Annotated in this window: 13 protein-coding genes; 2 read left to right on the forward strand and 11 right to left on the reverse strand. The window is 75.0% G+C overall.

Annotation, left to right across the window (positions count from 1 at the left end; all coding sequences use genetic code 11):
- Positions 1–4: 4 nt before the first annotated feature.
- The 7 genes from gap to BMZ33_RS13225 form a co-directional block, all read right to left on the reverse strand.
- The gene (gap, locus tag BMZ33_RS13195; protein WP_091111164.1) at positions 5–1009 is read right to left on the reverse strand and encodes a type I glyceraldehyde-3-phosphate dehydrogenase; all 1005 of its coding nucleotides are present in this window, start codon (positions 1007–1009) and stop codon (positions 5–7) included.
- 131 nt (positions 1010–1140) lie between these two features.
- Positions 1141–2115: a DNA-binding protein WhiA gene (whiA, locus tag BMZ33_RS13200; protein WP_425283686.1), complete on the reverse strand. Its 975-nt coding sequence runs from the start codon at positions 2113–2115 to the stop codon at positions 1141–1143.
- Positions 2116–2158: 43 nt separating this feature from the next.
- On the reverse strand, positions 2159–3163 hold the full coding sequence (locus BMZ33_RS13205) for a gluconeogenesis factor YvcK family protein (RefSeq protein WP_091111167.1): 1005 nt from the start codon (positions 3161–3163) through the stop codon (positions 2159–2161).
- The gene (gene rapZ / locus BMZ33_RS13210) at positions 3163–4146 is read right to left on the reverse strand and encodes an RNase adapter RapZ (protein WP_169064281.1); all 984 of its coding nucleotides are present in this window, start codon (positions 4144–4146) and stop codon (positions 3163–3165) included. Before rapZ ends, BMZ33_RS13205 begins: the two co-directional genes overlap by 1 nt.
- On the reverse strand, positions 4143–6245 hold the full coding sequence (gene uvrC, locus BMZ33_RS13215) for an excinuclease ABC subunit UvrC (protein WP_091111169.1): 2103 nt from the start codon (positions 6243–6245) through the stop codon (positions 4143–4145). Before uvrC ends, rapZ begins: the two co-directional genes overlap by 4 nt.
- Positions 6246–6303: 58 nt before the next feature.
- Entirely contained in the window at positions 6304–7215 is a 912-nt protein-coding gene (locus BMZ33_RS13220) for an alpha/beta fold hydrolase (RefSeq protein ID WP_091111172.1), read from the reverse strand.
- Between the two features lie 74 nt (positions 7216–7289).
- On the reverse strand, positions 7290–7577 hold the full coding sequence (locus BMZ33_RS13225) for a hypothetical protein (protein ID WP_091111175.1): 288 nt from the start codon (positions 7575–7577) through the stop codon (positions 7290–7292).
- Between the two features lie 187 nt (positions 7578–7764).
- On the opposite strand from BMZ33_RS13225, the gene BMZ33_RS13230 reads away from it, so the two are divergent.
- Complete coding sequence (locus BMZ33_RS13230) at positions 7765–8400, forward strand: copper resistance CopC family protein (RefSeq protein WP_169064282.1); 636 nt, start codon at positions 7765–7767, stop codon at positions 8398–8400.
- 56 nt (positions 8401–8456) lie between these two features.
- On the opposite strand, the gene uvrA is transcribed toward BMZ33_RS13230, so the two are convergent.
- Together uvrA and BMZ33_RS13240 are read right to left on the reverse strand one after the other, a co-directional pair.
- A complete protein-coding gene (gene uvrA / locus BMZ33_RS13235; RefSeq protein ID WP_091111178.1) occupies positions 8457–11354 on the reverse strand; it encodes an excinuclease ABC subunit UvrA in 2898 nt (965 codons plus the stop codon).
- Between the two features lie 139 nt (positions 11355–11493).
- Positions 11494–12936, reverse strand: a complete 1443-nt coding sequence (locus BMZ33_RS13240; protein ID WP_091111181.1) for an amidase — start codon at positions 12934–12936, stop codon at positions 11494–11496.
- A gap of 48 nt (positions 12937–12984) precedes the next feature.
- Between BMZ33_RS13240 and BMZ33_RS13245 the strand changes: the two genes are divergently transcribed.
- Entirely contained in the window at positions 12985–13641 is a 657-nt protein-coding gene (locus tag BMZ33_RS13245; RefSeq protein WP_091111183.1) for an MBL fold metallo-hydrolase, read from the forward strand.
- Between the two features lie 19 nt (positions 13642–13660).
- Here the strand turns inward: BMZ33_RS13245 and BMZ33_RS13250 are convergent, their stop codons facing one another.
- Together BMZ33_RS13250 and BMZ33_RS13255 are read right to left on the reverse strand one after the other, a co-directional pair.
- Complete coding sequence (locus BMZ33_RS13250; RefSeq protein ID WP_091111186.1) at positions 13661–14089, reverse strand: ester cyclase; 429 nt, start codon at positions 14087–14089, stop codon at positions 13661–13663.
- Between the two features lie 188 nt (positions 14090–14277).
- A complete protein-coding gene (locus tag BMZ33_RS13255; protein ID WP_091111188.1) occupies positions 14278–15030 on the reverse strand; it encodes an SDR family NAD(P)-dependent oxidoreductase in 753 nt (250 codons plus the stop codon).
- Positions 15031–15051: the final 21 nt, after the last annotated feature.

Consider the following 15051-nt stretch of genomic DNA (forward strand, 5'->3'; position numbering starts at 1 on the left):
CGGGTTACAGCGAGCGGCCGACGAGCTCGACGGAGTCGACCAGCCGGTTGGAGTAGCCCCACTCGTTGTCGTACCAGCCGAGCACCTTGACCATCGGGCCGAAGACCTTGGTCAGCTTGGAGTCGTAGATGCACGAGGCCGGGTCGGTGACGATGTCGGAGGAGACGATCGGCGCATCGGTGTACTTGAGGAAGCCGGCCAGCGGACCGGCGGCGGCCTCGCGGTAGGCGGCGTCGATGTCGTCGGCCGAGGCCTCGCGGGAGACCTGGACGGTCAGGTCGGTGGCCGAGCCGGTGGGGACCGGGACGCGGACGGCGTAGCCGTCGAGCTTGCCCTGCAGCTCCGGCAGGACCAGACCGATCGCCTTGGCCGCACCGGTCGAGGTCGGGACCATGTTGAGCGCGGCGGCGCGGGCGCGGCGGAGGTCCTTGTGCGGGCCGTCCTGGAGGTTCTGGTCGGCGGTGTAGGCGTGGATCGTCGTCATCAGCCCACGCTCGATGCCGAAGGCGTCGTGCAGCACCTTGGCCAGCGGGGCCAGGCAGTTGGTGGTGCAGGACGCGTTGCTGATGATCGTCTGCGAGCCGTCGTACTTCTCGTGGTTGACGCCCATGACGATGGTCAGGTCGTCGCCGGTGGCCGGCGCGGAGATGATGACCTTCTTGGCACCGCCGGCGTCGACGTGCTTGCGGGCGTCGTCGGCCTTGGTGAAGAACCCGGTGGACTCGACGACGACGTCGACGCCCAGGTCGCCCCACGGCAGGTTGGCCGGGTCGCGCTCGGAGAGCACCTTCATCGTGGTACCGGCGATCTTGATGCCGTCGCCGTCGGCGGCGACGTCCTCGGACAGCACGCCCAGCACGCTGTCGTACTTGAGCAGGTGCGCCAGGACCTCGGGGCTGGTCAGGTCGTTGACCGCCACGATCTCGACGTCCTTGCCGCTGGCCGCGGCCGCCCGCCAGAAGTTGCGCCCGATCCGGCCGAAACCGTTGATGCCCACCCGTACGGTCACAGTGACCTCCTGTGCTCGGTTCTCGCCTCCGGTCGACCGCGCGAGCGCGCGGCCGCGATCGGCGACGACCCTATCGGCCGCGCCCGGAGCCGTCCGGTCGAGCCCCGGCCGGTCCGGCCGGGGCCCGCCGGCTACTGGGCCAGCATGTCGTCGGTGACGACCGACTCGGTGTCGGGGATGCCGAGGTCCTTGGCGCGCTTGTCGGCCATCGCCAGCAGACGCCTTATCCGGCCGGCGACGGCGTCCTTGGTCATCGGCGGGTCGGCGCGCTGGCCGAGCTCCTCCAGCGAGGCCTGGCCGTGCTCGAGGCGCAGCCGCCCGGCGACGAGCAGGTGCTCGGGCGCGTCGCCGGCGAGGATCTCCAGCGCCCGCTCCACCCGCGCGCTGGCCGCGACCGCGGCGCGCGCCGAGCGGCGCAGGTTGGCGTCGTCGAAGTTGGCCAGCCGGTTGGCCGTGGCCCGGACCTCGCGGCGCATTCGCCGCTCCTCCCAGGCCAGGACGGCGTCGTGGGCGCCCATGCGGGTCAGCAGCGCGCTGATGGCGTCGCCGTCGCGGACGACGACCCGGTCGGCGCCGCGCACCTCGCGGGCCTTGGCGGCGATGCCCAGCCGGCGGGCGGCGCCGACCAGGGCCATGGCCGCCTCCGGGCCCGGGCAGGTGACCTCCAGGGAGGAGGAGCGGCCGGGCTCGGTGAGCGAGCCGTGCGCGAGGAAGGCGCCCCGCCAGGCGGCCTCGGCGTCGTTGATGCTGCCCGAGACCACCGACGGCGGCAGGCCGCGCACCGGGCGGCCGCGCTGGTCGACCAGCCCGGTCTGCCGGGCCAGGCCCTCGCCGTGCTTGGCGATCCGGACGAGGTAGCGCACGCCGCGGCGGATGTTGCCGCCGGCGAGCACGCTCACCCCGCTGGTGTAGCCGTAGACCTCGCTGATGTCCCGGCGCAGCCGGCGGGCGACCGAGCCGGTGTCCAGCTCGGCCTCGATCACCACCCGGCCGCCCACGATGTGCAGCCCCCCGGAGAAGCGCAGCAGCGCGGTCACCTCGGCCTTGCGCTCGGAGGTCCGCGTGCACTCCACCCGGGACAGCTCGTCCTTGACCATGGCGGTCATCGCCACGACGACCACCCCCTGCTCTGCGGCGCCATGCTCGGCGTCACCTCTCCCCCTCGTACCGTCCGGGCACCTCGGTCCCGCTCCGGACCCCTCCCCGTTCCCGCAGCCCGGCCACCGGTGCCATCGCGGCTGCCAGCCGCGCGGGGTCGTGGCGCGGCTGGCCGTCGAGCTCGGCGACCGGAGCCAGCACGAGCTCGGCGCCGCACTCACGCACTGCAGACAGCAGACCACAGCGGTCAACCACCGATTCAGCGTCGGCGATCACCGTGTGCAGCGCCACACCGTCCAGGTGGGCCTGCAGCACGCGCAGGTGCTCCTCCGGCGAGAAGCCGTCGGTCTCCCCCGGCTGCGGTTCCAGGTTGAGCACCACCACGACCCGGGCCGGCGTCTCGGCCAGCGCCCGGCGCAGCCGCGGCACCAGGAGGTGCGGCAGCACGGAGGTGTACCAGGACCCCGGGCCCAGCGACACCACGTCGGCGGCGGCGATGGCGGCGAGCACGTCGGGGTGCACGGGCGGGTCGGCGGGTGAGACGAGGATCTCGCGCACCCGGCCGGGCGTGGAGGCGATGGCCACCTGCCCCCGGATGGTGCGGGTGCGCGCCGGGTCGTCGGGGTCGGCGGTCTCCACCCGCGCGACGAGGTCCAGCGGCACGTCGGCCATCGGCAGCACCCGCCCGCACGCGCCGACCATCCCCGCGACGGCGTCCAGGGCGCGGACGGTGTCCCCGCCGTGCAGCTCCACCAGACCGGTGAGCAGCAGGTTGCCCACCGGGTGCCCGGCGAGCACGCCGGTCCCCCCGAGCCGGTGCTGCAGCAGCCGGGCCATCTCCTGGCGGGCGGGCTCCTCCCCCGCCAGCGCGGCCAGCGCCATCCGCAGGTCGCCGGGCGGGAGCACCGGCATCTCGCGGCGGATCCGTCCCGACGAGCCGCCGTCGTCGGCGACGGTGACGACGGCGGTCAGCTCGGTCGTGAGCCGGCGCCAGGCCGCCAGCGCCGCGGCCAGGCCGTGGCCGCCACCGAAGGCGACCACCCGGGGCCCGCCCACTACTCCCGCCCCAGGTCGCGGTGGCGCGCGACCGCGTCGATGCCCTCGGCCCGCAGCCTCCGGGCGAACTCCTCGGCGATGGCGACGCTGCGGTGCTTGCCGCCGGTGCAGCCCACCGCGAGCGTCAGGTAGCGCTTGCCCTCGCGCCGGTAGCCGGGCACCAGCAGGCGCAGCACGTCGGTGTAGCGGTCGAGGAACGGGCCGGCGTCCTCCTGCCCGAGGACGTAGTCGCGGACGTCGGGGTCCTGCCCGGTGTGCGGCCGCAGCTCGGGCAGCCAGTGCGGGTTGGGCAGGAACCGGGCGTCGACGACGAGGTCGGCGTCCAGGGGCAGGCCGTACTTGAAGCCGAAGCTGAGCACGGTCGCCGTCAGCGGCGGGGTGCGGCCCTCGCGGGCGAAGGCGTTCTCCAGCGTGGCGCGGAGCTGGTGCACGTTCGTGTCGCTGGTGTCCACCCACAGGTCGGCCTCACCGGCGATGCCGGTGAGCAGCTCGCGCTCGGCGGTGATCCCGTCGATGAGCCGGCCGCTCCCCTGCAGCGGGTGCTCGCGCCGGTTGGACTCGTAGCGGCGCACCAGCACCTCGTCGCGGGCGTGGACGTAGACGACGCGCGGGCGGTGGCCGGCGCCGCGCAGCACCCGGATGGCCTCCTGCAGGTCGCTGGAGAAGGCCCGGCTGCGGACGTCGACGACGGCGGCGAACCGGCGGACGTCGCCGCGCGCCCCGAGCTCGACCATCGGCAGCAGGAGCGCCGGCGGCAGGTTGTCGACGACGTACCAGCCGAGGTCCTCCATCACCCGCCCGGCGCTGTTCTTCCCCGCTCCGGACAGCCCGGTGACCACGACGACCTCGACCGGCGGGGTCTCGGTGCTCGCGGGGTCCAGCCCGGCGGGCACGCCCGACTGGGGCCCGGCGACACCGTCACCCGGGGACGCGGCGGGACCGCCGGCCGCGGTCTCCGCGCCCGACCCGGTGGGGGCGGTCACGAGGCGACCCGGCCGACCTCGGCGGTGTCCCCGGCGCCGGGGCGCGGGGTGCCCCGCTCCGCCGGCCCGGCGGGCGCCGTGGTGCTCTCGACGACGGTCTCCTCGACGACGGGCTCCTCGACGACGGCGTCCTCGACGACGGCGTCCTCGGCGACGGCGTCCCCGGCGGCCGGCCCGGCGGCGTCGGCCGCGGGCTCGGCGACGGCCGCCAGCACCGCCTCCGCCGTCCGCCGGCCGATGCCGGGCACGGCCACCAGCTCGTCGACCGTGGCCGCGCGCAGCCGCTTGAGCGACCCGAACTGCTTCATCAGCGCCTTCCGCCGCGTCTCCCCGAGACCGGGGACGTCGTCCAACAGGGAGACCAGCATGCTGACCGACCGCTTCTGCCGGTGGTAGGTGATGGCGAACCGGTGGGCCTCGTCCCGCACCCGCTGCAGCAGGTACAGCGCCTCGGAGGTGCGCGGCAGCACCACCGGGTCGGACTCCCCGGGCAGCCACACCTCCTCCATCCGCTTGGCCAGCCCGCACACGGCGACGTCGACGATGCCCAGCTCGTCGAGCGAGCGGGCCGCGGCCGCCACCTGCGGGGCGCCGCCGTCGACGACGAGCAGGTTCGGCGGGTAGGCGAACCGGCGGGGCCGGCCCTCCTCCGCGGCGACGCCCTGCTCGTCGCGCCGGTCGGCCTCCTCCTTGAGGTGGCGGGCGAACCGGCGGCGGACCACCTCGGCCATCGCCGCGGTGTCGTCGGTGCCGTGCTGGACGGAGAACCGGCGGTAGTCGGACTTCTTGGCCAGGCCGTCCTCGAACACCACCATCGAGGCGACCACGTTGGTCTGCTGCACGTGCGAGACGTCGATGCACTCGATGCGCAGCGGCGCCTCCGGCAGCTCGAGGGCCTCCTGCAGCTCCGAGAGCGCCAGCGACCGCGCCGTCAGGTCGCTGGAGCGCTTGACGCGGTGCCGGGCGAACGCCTCCTTGGCGTTGCGCTCGACGGTCTCCATGAGGCTGCGCTTGTCGCCGCGCTGGGGCACCCGCAGCGACACCCGGGAGCCGCGCAGCTCCGAGAGCAGGTCCTCGTAGACGTCGGCGTCGTCGGGCAGCTCGGGGACCAGCACCTCCTTGGGCACCGCCTCCCCCGCCTCACCGACGCCGGTGGCCTCGTCGACGCCGCCGTACACCTGCAGGAGGAACTGCTCCACCAGCTCGCCGGTGGTGACCTCCTCGACCTTGTCGATGATCCAGCCGCGCTGCCCGCGCACCCGGCCGCCGCGGACGTGGAACACCTGGACGGCGGCCTCGAGCTCGTCCTGGGCGAAGGCGACGACGTCGGCGTCGGTGCCGTCGCCGAGCACCACCGCCTGCTTCTCCATCGCCCGCTTGAGCGCGCCGAGGTCGTCGCGCAGCCGGGCGGCCCTCTCGTACTCCATGGCCTCGGCGGCCTCGGCCATCTCCCGCTCGAGGCGCCGGACCATGAGGTCGGTGCGGCCGGCCATGAAGTCGCAGAAGTCGTCGACGATCGCGCGGTGCTCCTCGGCGCTGACCCGGCCCACGCAGGGGGCGGCGCACTTGCCGATGTAGCCGAGCAGGCACGGCCGGCCGATCTGCCCGGCGCGCTTGAAGACGCCGGTGGAGCAGGTGCGGGCGGGGAAGACGCGGGTGAGCGTGTCGAGCGTCTCGCGGATGGCCCAGGCGTGCGCGTAGGGGCCGAAGTAGCGGACGCCCTTCTTCTTCGGCCCCCGCATCACCTGCAGCCGCGGGTACTCCTCGTTGAGCGTCACGGCGAGGCTCGGGTAGCTCTTGTCGTCGCGGTAGCGGACGTTGAACCGCGGGTCGAACTCCTTGATCCAGTTGTACTCGAGCTGGAGCGCCTCGACCTCGGTGCCGACGACGGTCCACTCGACGCCGGCCGCCGTCGTCACCATCTGGCGGGTGCGCGGGTGCAGGCCGGCGACGTCGGCGAAGTAGCTGTTCAGCCGCTGCCGGAGGCTCTTGGCCTTGCCGACGTAGATGACCCGGCCGTTGGGGTCGCGGAACTTGTAGACCCCGGGCGACTCCGGGATGCTGCCGACCGCGGGGCGGTACGTCGACGGGTCGGGCATGGCTCCCAGGTTAGGTCGGGCGGACGACACCGGTGTGGTTCGCCCCCCGCGGCGCCGCTCACGCGGACAGCCGGCCCTCCAGCCAGGCCACCAGATCGGCGGTCACCTCGTCGCGGTTGGTCTCGTTGAACACCTCGTGCCGGGCATCGGGGTACACGTGCAGCTCCACCGGCAGGCCCCGGTCGCGCAGCAGGTCGGCCAGCGCGGTCACGTGCTCGGCCTCCTCACCACCGACCGGGTCGCGGGAGCCGCAGAGCACCAGCACGGGCAGGCCGGCGGGCAACCGGTCCAGGCTCCCCGGCGAGGCCGACCGGGCGACGAGGGCGAACATGCCGGCGCCGTAGCCGTACGTGGGCGGGACGTCGTCGCCGCAGAGCGGGTCGGCGAGGTAGGCGTCGACCTCCGCCGGGTCGCGGGACAGCCAGTCGTAGGGGGTGCGCGCGGGCTCGAACGGCGCGTTGAACGCCCCGAGCACCGCCATCGCCTCCTCCCCCGACCCCGCGGCGACGGCGGCCTCCAGGTCGGGCACGGCCGCGGCGAGGCCCGGCGCGGTGCCCAGCGGCCCGGACAGCACGAGGCCGGCCAGTCCGGCGCCGTCCCGGGCCGCGGAGGCGAGCGCGACCGCCGAGCCGAGCGAGTGGCCGAGCAGGAACCGCGGGACGCCGGGGTGGTCGGCGGCCAGCCGCTCGCCCAGGTCGCGGACGTCGTCGAGGACGGCGTCGCTGCCAGCCCCGTCCCCGAACCGGCCGGGCCCCGTCGACTCGGCGGTGCGCCCGTGCCCGCGCTGGTCGAGCGCGCCGACGGCGATCCCGCGGGCGGTCAGCGCGGCGGCCAGCCGGCCGTAGCGGCCGGCGTGCTCCGACAGCCCGTGCACCACCTGCAGGACGGCCCGTACCTCGCCGTCGGGCGTCCAGCGGCGCTCGGCGAGCCGGGCGCCGTCGACAGCGGTGGTGGAGGTGGGGTCGGTCATGGGGCTGGCCTCCTCGGACGTCGTCGTCGGAGGTCACCCTGCCGTGCGGCGGGGCCGGCCGCACGGCCGGCCGGTCAGCCGGCGGGACGGGACCGGTGCACCCCGGTCGGGCCGGGGAGGTGCACCGCGGCGACGGCGCGCTGCCCCAGACGGACACCGCGCGCGCCGAGCGCGAGCGCCGCGACCGCACCCACGCCCCCGGCCAGGAACGCCACGGCACCCGGGACGGCGTCGCCGGTGACGGCGAGCACCGAGACGGTCACCAGGGCGAGCAGCACGAGGGTCGACCGGACGCCGCCGCCGGAGGGCGGCTTGCCGCAGTGGGACAGGTCGGGGTCGCAGTCGGGCGTGAGCGCGCTCATCGGCGTCTCCTCCATCGCAGGACCCGTCACGCCGACACGCGGCGTGACGTCCGTCACACGGGACGATACGGGGCCTGGTCGGTTCCGCTCAAGTGCCCGCCCGGGCGACCGGCCGGCGCGGACGGCCGGGAACCAGGACGGCGTCCCGGACGACCAGGACGCGACACCCGCTCCCCCTGGAGGTCCCGTGCCACCGGCCGCCCGCCGCTCCGCCCTCGCGCGCCTGTCCGCCGTCGTCGTGCTGGCCCTCGGGCTGGTGCTCGCCGCCCCGGCGACGGCCTCGGCGCACACCGGCCTGCGCGCCACCGAGCCCGCGGCCGACAGCACCGTGACGACCACCCCCCAGGCGGTCACCCTGACCTTCACCGCGAGCGTGCTCGGTGGCGACGTCACGGTGACCGGGCCCGACGGCACGCCCGTCGGCGCCGGCGCGGTGGCGCACGACGGCGCGGTGCTCACCGCACCCGTCGTCCTGACCGCGGCGGGCCGGCACACGGTCACCTGGTCGGCGGTCGCCGCCGACGGTCACCCCCTGGACGGCACGTTCACGTTCGAGCACGCGCCGGCCACGCCGATGTCCACCACGCCGCTGCCGACCTCGCCGTCGCCGACGACGGCTTCGCCGACCCCGCCGTCGCCGACCACGGCCGTGCCCACCCCGTCGCCGGCTCCGGAGTCACCCGCGGACCCCGGCACGGACCCGGCCTCCGCGTCCTCGGACGCCGACGGCCTGCCGGGCTGGGTGCTGCCCGGCGTGGGCGCGGTGGTGCTGCTCGCCGTCGCCGCACTCACCGTCCGCGGACGGCGACGCCGGCGCGGCTGACCCGGGACGCACGACGGCGCCGGCCCGGGACCCGGGACCGGCGCCGTCGACGGAGGTCAGCTGGCGCGCTTGCGGGTGGCCCGCTTCTTCGGGCCGGCCGCGGCCGCCTCGACCGCCGCCGGGTCGAGCAGCGGCACCAGGTAGCGGCCGGTGTGCGACTCGGGCACCGACGCGACGAACTCCGGCGGCCCCTCGGCCACGACCGTGCCGCCGCGGAACCCGCCCTCGGGGCCCATGTCGATCAGCCAGTCGGCGCTCTTGATGACGTCGAGGTTGTGCTCGATGACGATCACCGAGTTGCCCTTGTCGACCAGGCCCTGCAGCACCATCAGCAGCTTGCGGATGTCCTCGAAGTGCAGACCGGTGGTCGGCTCGTCGAGGACGTACACGCTGCGGCCGTTGGACCGCTTCTGCAGCTCGCTGGCCAGCTTCACCCGCTGCGCCTCGCCGCCGGACAGCGTGGTGGCCGGCTGCCCGAGCCGCACGTAGCCCAGGCCGACGTCGGTGAGGGTGCGCAGGTACCGCGCGATCGCCGGGATGGCGGCGAAGAAGTCCGCGGCCTCCTCGATCGGCATGTCGAGGACCTCGGCGACCGTCTTGCCCTTGTAGTGCACCTCGAGCGTCTCCCGGTTGAACCGGGCGCCCTTGCACACCTCGCACGGCACGTAGACGTCGGGGAGGAAGTTCATCTCGATCTTCAGCGTGCCGTCGCCCGAGCACGCCTCGCAGCGCCCGCCCTTGACGTTGAAGGAGAACCGCCCCGGCTGGTAGCCGCGGATCTTCGCCTCCGACGTCTGCGCGAACAGCTTGCGCACCTGGTCCCAGACGCCGGTGTAGGTGGCCGGGTTGGACCGCGGGGTCCGCCCGATCGGCGACTGGTCGACGTGCACGACCTTGTCCAGGTGCTCCAGGCCGGTGACCGTGCGGTGCCGGCCGGGGACCATCCGCGCCCGGTTGAGCTGGTTGGCCAGCACCGTGTAGAGGATGTCGTTGACCAGGCTGGACTTGCCCGACCCCGACACCCCGGTGACCCCGACCAGGCAGCCCAGCGGGAACGTCACGTCGACGCCCTTGAGGTTGTGCTCGCGGGCGCCCTTGACCACCAGCTCGCGGCCCGGCTGCGGCTGCCGGCGCACCTTCGGCACGGTGATCTCCATCCGCCCCGACAGGTACTGCCCGGTGAGCGAGCGCTCGCTGGCCAGCAGGTCGTCGACGGTGCCGCTGACGATCACCTCGCCGCCGTGCTCGCCGGCGCCGGGGCCGATGTCGACCACCCAGTCGGCGGTCTTGATGGTGTCCTCGTCGTGCTCGACGACGATGAGCGTGTTGCCCATGTCGCGCAGGCGGACCAGCGTCTCGATCAGCCGGGTGTTGTCCCGCTGGTGCAGCCCGATCGAGGGCTCGTCGAGCACGTAGAGGACGCCGACCAGCCCGGAGCCGATCTGCGTGGCCAGCCGGATCCGCTGCGCCTCGCCGCCGGCCAGCGTGGCCGCGGGCCGGTCGAGGGACAGGTAGTCGAGGCCGACGTCGACGAGGAAGGACAGCCGGGCCTGGATCTCCCGGAGCACGCGGTCGGCGATCGCCCGCTCGCGCTCCCCCAGCTCCAGCGCGCCCAGCCACTCGGCGGCCTCGCCGATCGACAGCCCGGTGACCTCGGCGATCGAGCGGTCGTTGAGCTTGACGGCGAGGATCTCCGGCTTGAGCCGGGTGCCGTGGCAGACGGGACAGGGCACGTCGCGCATGTAGCCCTCGTACTTGTCCCGCATGTAGTCGCTGTCGGTGTCCTCGTGGCGGCGCTCGAGGAAGGGCAGCACGCCCTCGAAGGCGGCGTAGTAGCTGCGCTCACGGCCGTAGCGGTTCTTGTAGCGGACGTGCACCTGGTCGGGCGAGCCGTGCAGCACGGCCTTCTGCACCTTGGCCGGCAGCCTCTCCCACGCGGTGTCCATGGAGAAGCCGAGCTGGTCGGCCAGGCCCGAGAGCAGCCGCTGGAAGTACTCGTTGCTCATCGAGCCGGCCCAGGGGGCGATGGCGCCCTCGGCGAGGCTCTTCTCCGGGTCGGGCACGACGAGGTCGGGGTCGACCTCCTTGCGGGTGCCGATGCCGGTGCACTCGGGGCAGGCGCCGAACGGCGAGTTGAACGAGAAGCTGCGCGGCTCGAGCGCCTCGAACGACAGCCCGTCGTCGACGCAGGCCAGGTGCTCGGAGAAGGTGCGCTCGCGCTCGGGGTCGCCCTCGGGCAGGTCGACGAAGTCGAGGACGACGAGGCCGCCGGCCAGGCCGAGCGCGGTCTCGACGGAGTCGGTGAGCCGCCGCTTGGCGCTCTCCTTGACCGTCAGCCGGTCGACGATCACCTCGATGGTGTGCTTCTCCTGCTTCTTGAGCTTCGGCGGCTCGGTCAGGGAGTGCACGACGCCGTCGACCCGGACGCGGGAGAAGCCCTGGGTCTGCAGCGAGCTGAACAGGTCGACGTACTCGCCCTTGCGCGCGCGCACGACCGGGGCGAGCACCTGGAAGCGGGTGCCCTCCTCCATGGCGAGCACCTGGTCGACGATCTGCTGCGGCGTCTGCCGCGAGATCGGCTTGCCGCAGTTGGGGCAGTGCGGCTGGCCGGCGCGGGCGTAGAGCAGCCGCAGGTAGTCGTAGACCTCGGTGATCGTGCCGACGGTCGACCGCGGGTTGCGGTTGGTCGACTTCTGGTCGATCGACACCGCCGGGGACAGGCCCTCGATGAAGTCGACGTCGGGCTTGTCCATCTGGCCGAGGAACTGGCGGGCGTAGGCCGACAGCGACTCGACGTAGCGCCGCTGGCCCTCGGCGAAGATCGTGTCGAAGGCCAGGCTCGACTTGCCCGACCCCGACAGCCCCGTGAAGACGATCAGGGCGTCGCGGGGCAGGTCGATGTGGACGTCCTTGAGGTTGTGCTCACGGGCGCCGCGGACGACGAGACGGTCCAATGTGATCCCTGTCGTTCAGCCGGGCCGGCCGGTCTCGCCGGGCCCTGCGGGGTGGTGTCGAGATGTCGATGGGGGCAACGCCGTCACCGCCCGGGTGCAATCCGTGACGAGTACGACGTTGGACCTGCTGCGGGCGTGCTCAGGCGGGAGCCGGGGCCGGCGCTCCGGCAGGAGCTCCGGCGCCGCCGCCGGCGGGGTCGAAGACCGGCGCGTGGCGGCGCCAGGGCTGCCGTCGCTCCAGCTCCCCGGCGAGCCAGAGTAGTCGCGTCTCGCTGCCCGGGGGGCCGACCAGCTGGACCGCCAGCGGCGACCCCTCGGCGCGCGTGCCGACCGGCACGACGACCGCCGGCACGCCGGCCAGGTTCCACGCCGGCGCCCACGCCGCCCAGCGGCTCGCGGCGCCGGCGTTCACCAGGAACCCGCGCTCGTGCCACGGCCGCGCCGGCAGCGGCGGGCCGTTGGTGATCGGCGAGAGCAGCACGTCGAGGTCGGAGTCGGCGAAGAAGGCCGCCGTCCGCTCGCGGAACCGCTCGGCGGTCGCGGGCCGGACCAGGCCGGCCCGGCGGGCGAGCCGGCCCAGCCGCGCGTGCGTGCGGCTGCGCGGCAGCAGCGCCGACCGGTCGACGCCCAGGGCCGCCGCGTCGTCCTCCGCGCCGGCGAACCAGCGGGCGAGCCCGCCGAGCGCGGCGCCCGGCGGGACCACCGGGTCGCGCTCGACGACGGCGTGCCCGGCCTCGCGCAGCAGCCGCGCCGTCCGCTCGACCGCGCCGCGGGCCGGCCCGTCGGGTCGCACGCCGAGCAGCGGCGAGCGCCGAGCCACGGCGATCCGCAGCGGCCGGCCCGGGTCCGCGGGCGGCACCGGGGGCTCCCCGGCCAGGACGGCGGTGCCCAGCACGACGTCGGTGACGGTCGTGGCCAGCACGCCGTTGACGACCATGCCCGACCAGTCGTCGGCGCCGACCCCGGCGGGCAGCACACCGCGGCCGGGCTTGAGCGTCACCAGGCCGCACGCGGCGGCCGGCAGGCGCAGCGAGCCCAGCCCGTCGTTGCCCTGCGCCAGGGGGACGACGCCGGCCGCGACCGCGGCGGCGCTCCCGCCGGAGCTCCCGCCCGGTGACAGCGCGGTGTCCCACGGGTTGCGGGTGACCGTGCCCGGGCCGTCCGTCGTGGGGTAGAGGCCCAGCTCGGGCATCCGGGTGATGCCGACGACGACCGCGCCGGCGGCCCGCAGCCGGGCGACGACCGGGTGGTCGGCCGCGGCGGGCCGCGCCCCGGTCACCGCGCCGCCGTCGGTGGCGGTCTCCCCGGCCACGGCGACGTTGTCCTTGACCGCGACCGGGACGCCGGCCAGCGGCAGCGACGCCCGGTCGGGGTGCGCGTCGACCGCGGCCGCCTCGGCCAGGGCCGCCTCCCCGCGGACCACGCGGAACGCGCCGATCCGCGGCTCGACGTCGGCGAGGTGGGCCAGGTGCGCGCGGACGACGGCGACGGCGGAGAGCTCCCCCGCGCGGACCCGGGCGGCGAGCTCGGTGGCGGGCAGTCCGACGACCCGGGCGCCGCCGGGAGCTCCGCTAGCGTCCATGCGGGCGACCGTAACCGCGGTGGCCGACAGTTCTCGAACGGAGGTCCGATGAGCTACACCGGGGACGTCGAGGTGGGTGGCCCGGCCGACGTGCGGGAGCTGCCCGGGCTGACGATCGGCAAGGTCGCGGTCAGCGAGATGGCCAACAACGCCTACCTGCTGCGCGACACCGCCACCGGCCAGGCGCTGCTGGTCGACGCCGCGGCCGAGCCCGACAGGTTGCGCGCGTTCGTCGGCGACACCGACCTGCGCACCGTCGTCACCACGCACGGGCACTGGGACCACCACCGGGCACTGCCCGACGTCGTCGCGGCCACCGGCGCGCGCACCGTCGCGCACGCCGCCGACGCCGGCGACCTGCCCGTGCCGGTGCACCGCACCGTCGCCCACGGCGACACCGTGGAGGTCGGCGAGCAGGTGCTCGAGGTGGTGCACCTGCGCGGGCACACGCCGGGCAGCATCGCGCTGGTCTGGCGCGGCCCGGGCGACGCCGGCACGCACGTGTTCACCGGCGACAGCCTCTTCCCCGGCGGCGTCGGGAAGACCTGGTCGCCGGAGGACTTCGCCAGCCTGCTCGCCGACGTCGAGGAGCGGCTGTTCGGCGCGCTGCCCGACGACACCTGGGTCTACCCGGGCCACGGGAAGGACACGACGCTGGGCGCCGAGCGCCCCTCGCTGCCGGAGTGGCACGCCCGGGGCTGGTAGCGCGGCGCCCGGCCACCGGTCAGGCGCCCGGGAGGTGACCGAGCTGGCCGAGCACCGTCACGTTGTCCCACGTGATCCAGAGCTCGGCGATCCTCCCGTCGGCGACGCGCAGGACGCCCGCGACGTCGAACCGGGCCCTCCTGCCCGACGGCGGGAACGGTCCCAGCTGCCCGGTCTGGGTGCCCTCGTACGTGGCCCAGATCGCGGCCATGTCCCCGTCGACGAGGATGTGCCGGAACGTCTGGACGTTGTCGGGGAACGCAGCGGCGTCCTGTCGCAGGAAGTCGGTGAACTGCTCCCGGCTGGTGATCCGCAGGTCCGGGGTCGCCTGGCAGTGCCGGACGAAGTCCGGGGTCAGGACGTCGTCGAGCGCATCGAGCCGGCGGGCGTTCATCGCCTCCTCGAGCCGACGGACGAGGGTCCTGACCTGCTCGCCGCTACCGGACATCGTGGACCTCCTCCGGCGACGGGGCCCGGCGGTGTCTGACTACTCCCGTCCGGCGGGGGAAGCCGGCCGACGGCGCTCCGGATCTGCGGGTCCCGGCTCCGGCTCGGCGCGCCGGAGCCCCGGAGGACGGCCGCCGCGACGGGCTGTCACCCGGGAGTCCCTCGCCGGGCCCCGGGCCGCCCGGACGGTCAGAGCTGGATGCCGCGGGTGAGCGCGCCGTCGACGACGAGGTTGGTGCCGGTCGTGAAGCTCGACACCGGGCTGGACAGGAAGACCACGGCGCGGGCCATCTCCTCCGCCGTCCCCATGCGGCCGGTCGGGTTGAGCGCCAGCGAGTCGGCGAACAGCTCCGGGTTCCCGTGCTCGATGCCCTGCCAGAAGCCGCCCTCGAAGTAGGTGTTCCCCGGCGAGACGACGTTGGCGCGCACCCCGCGGCCGGCCAGCTGGAACGCCAGGCCGGAGACGTAGCCGACGATCGCGGTCTTCATCGTCCCGTACGGGCCGGCGGCGAAGTCGGCCTCGCGCCCGGAGACGCTGGAGACGGCGACGATCGAGCCGTTCCCGCCGGCCTCCAGGTGCGGCAGCGCGGCGGTGGCCAGCCGGACGGTGTGCATGAGGTCGACCTCGAAGGAGGCGTACCAGTTCTCCTCCCCCGGGCCCGCCGCCAGCGCGCTCACGTTGGCCACCACGGCGTCCAGCCCGCCGAGCCGCCCGGCGGCGGCCTCGACCCAGCCGGTCAGCGCCGGCCCGTCCCGGACGTCGAGCTGCACGCCGGTCGCCCGGCCGCCGACCGCCTCCTCCGTCGCCTCGATCTCGGCGGCGTCGCGGGCGCAGAACTCCACGACGGCGCCCTCGTCGACGAAGGTCTCCACGACGGCGCGGCCGATGCCGCGGGTGCCGCCGGTGACGAGCACGCGGGAGCCGGTGAGCTGCAGGTCCATGCGGGGTCCTCTCGGAGGTGG

This window comes from Geodermatophilus dictyosporus (assembly GCF_900115505.1).
Classification (GTDB): Bacteria; Actinomycetota; Actinomycetes; order Mycobacteriales; family Geodermatophilaceae; genus Geodermatophilus; species Geodermatophilus dictyosporus.

Bases quoted from the DNA above. Each gene is read 5' to 3' on its own strand.
- whiA (WP_425283686.1), bottom strand. From the start codon at position 2,115: ATGACCGCCATGGTCAAGGACGAGCTGTCCCGGGTGGAGTGCACGCGG.
- uvrC (WP_091111169.1), bottom strand. From the start codon at position 6,245: ATGCCCGACCCGTCGACGTACCGCCCCGCGGTCGGCAGCATCCCGGAG.
- BMZ33_RS13220 (WP_091111172.1), bottom strand. From the start codon at position 7,215: ATGACCGACCCCACCTCCACCACCGCTGTCGACGGCGCCCGGCTCGCC.
- BMZ33_RS13225 (WP_091111175.1), bottom strand. From the start codon at position 7,577: ATGAGCGCGCTCACGCCCGACTGCGACCCCGACCTGTCCCACTGCGGC.
- BMZ33_RS13240 (WP_091111181.1), bottom strand. From the start codon at position 12,936: ATGGACGCTAGCGGAGCTCCCGGCGGCGCCCGGGTCGTCGGACTGCCC.
- BMZ33_RS13245 (WP_091111183.1), top strand. From the start codon at position 12,985: ATGAGCTACACCGGGGACGTCGAGGTGGGTGGCCCGGCCGACGTGCGG.
- BMZ33_RS13250 (WP_091111186.1), bottom strand. From the start codon at position 14,089: ATGTCCGGTAGCGGCGAGCAGGTCAGGACCCTCGTCCGTCGGCTCGAG.
- BMZ33_RS13255 (WP_091111188.1), bottom strand. From the start codon at position 15,030: ATGGACCTGCAGCTCACCGGCTCCCGCGTGCTCGTCACCGGCGGCACC.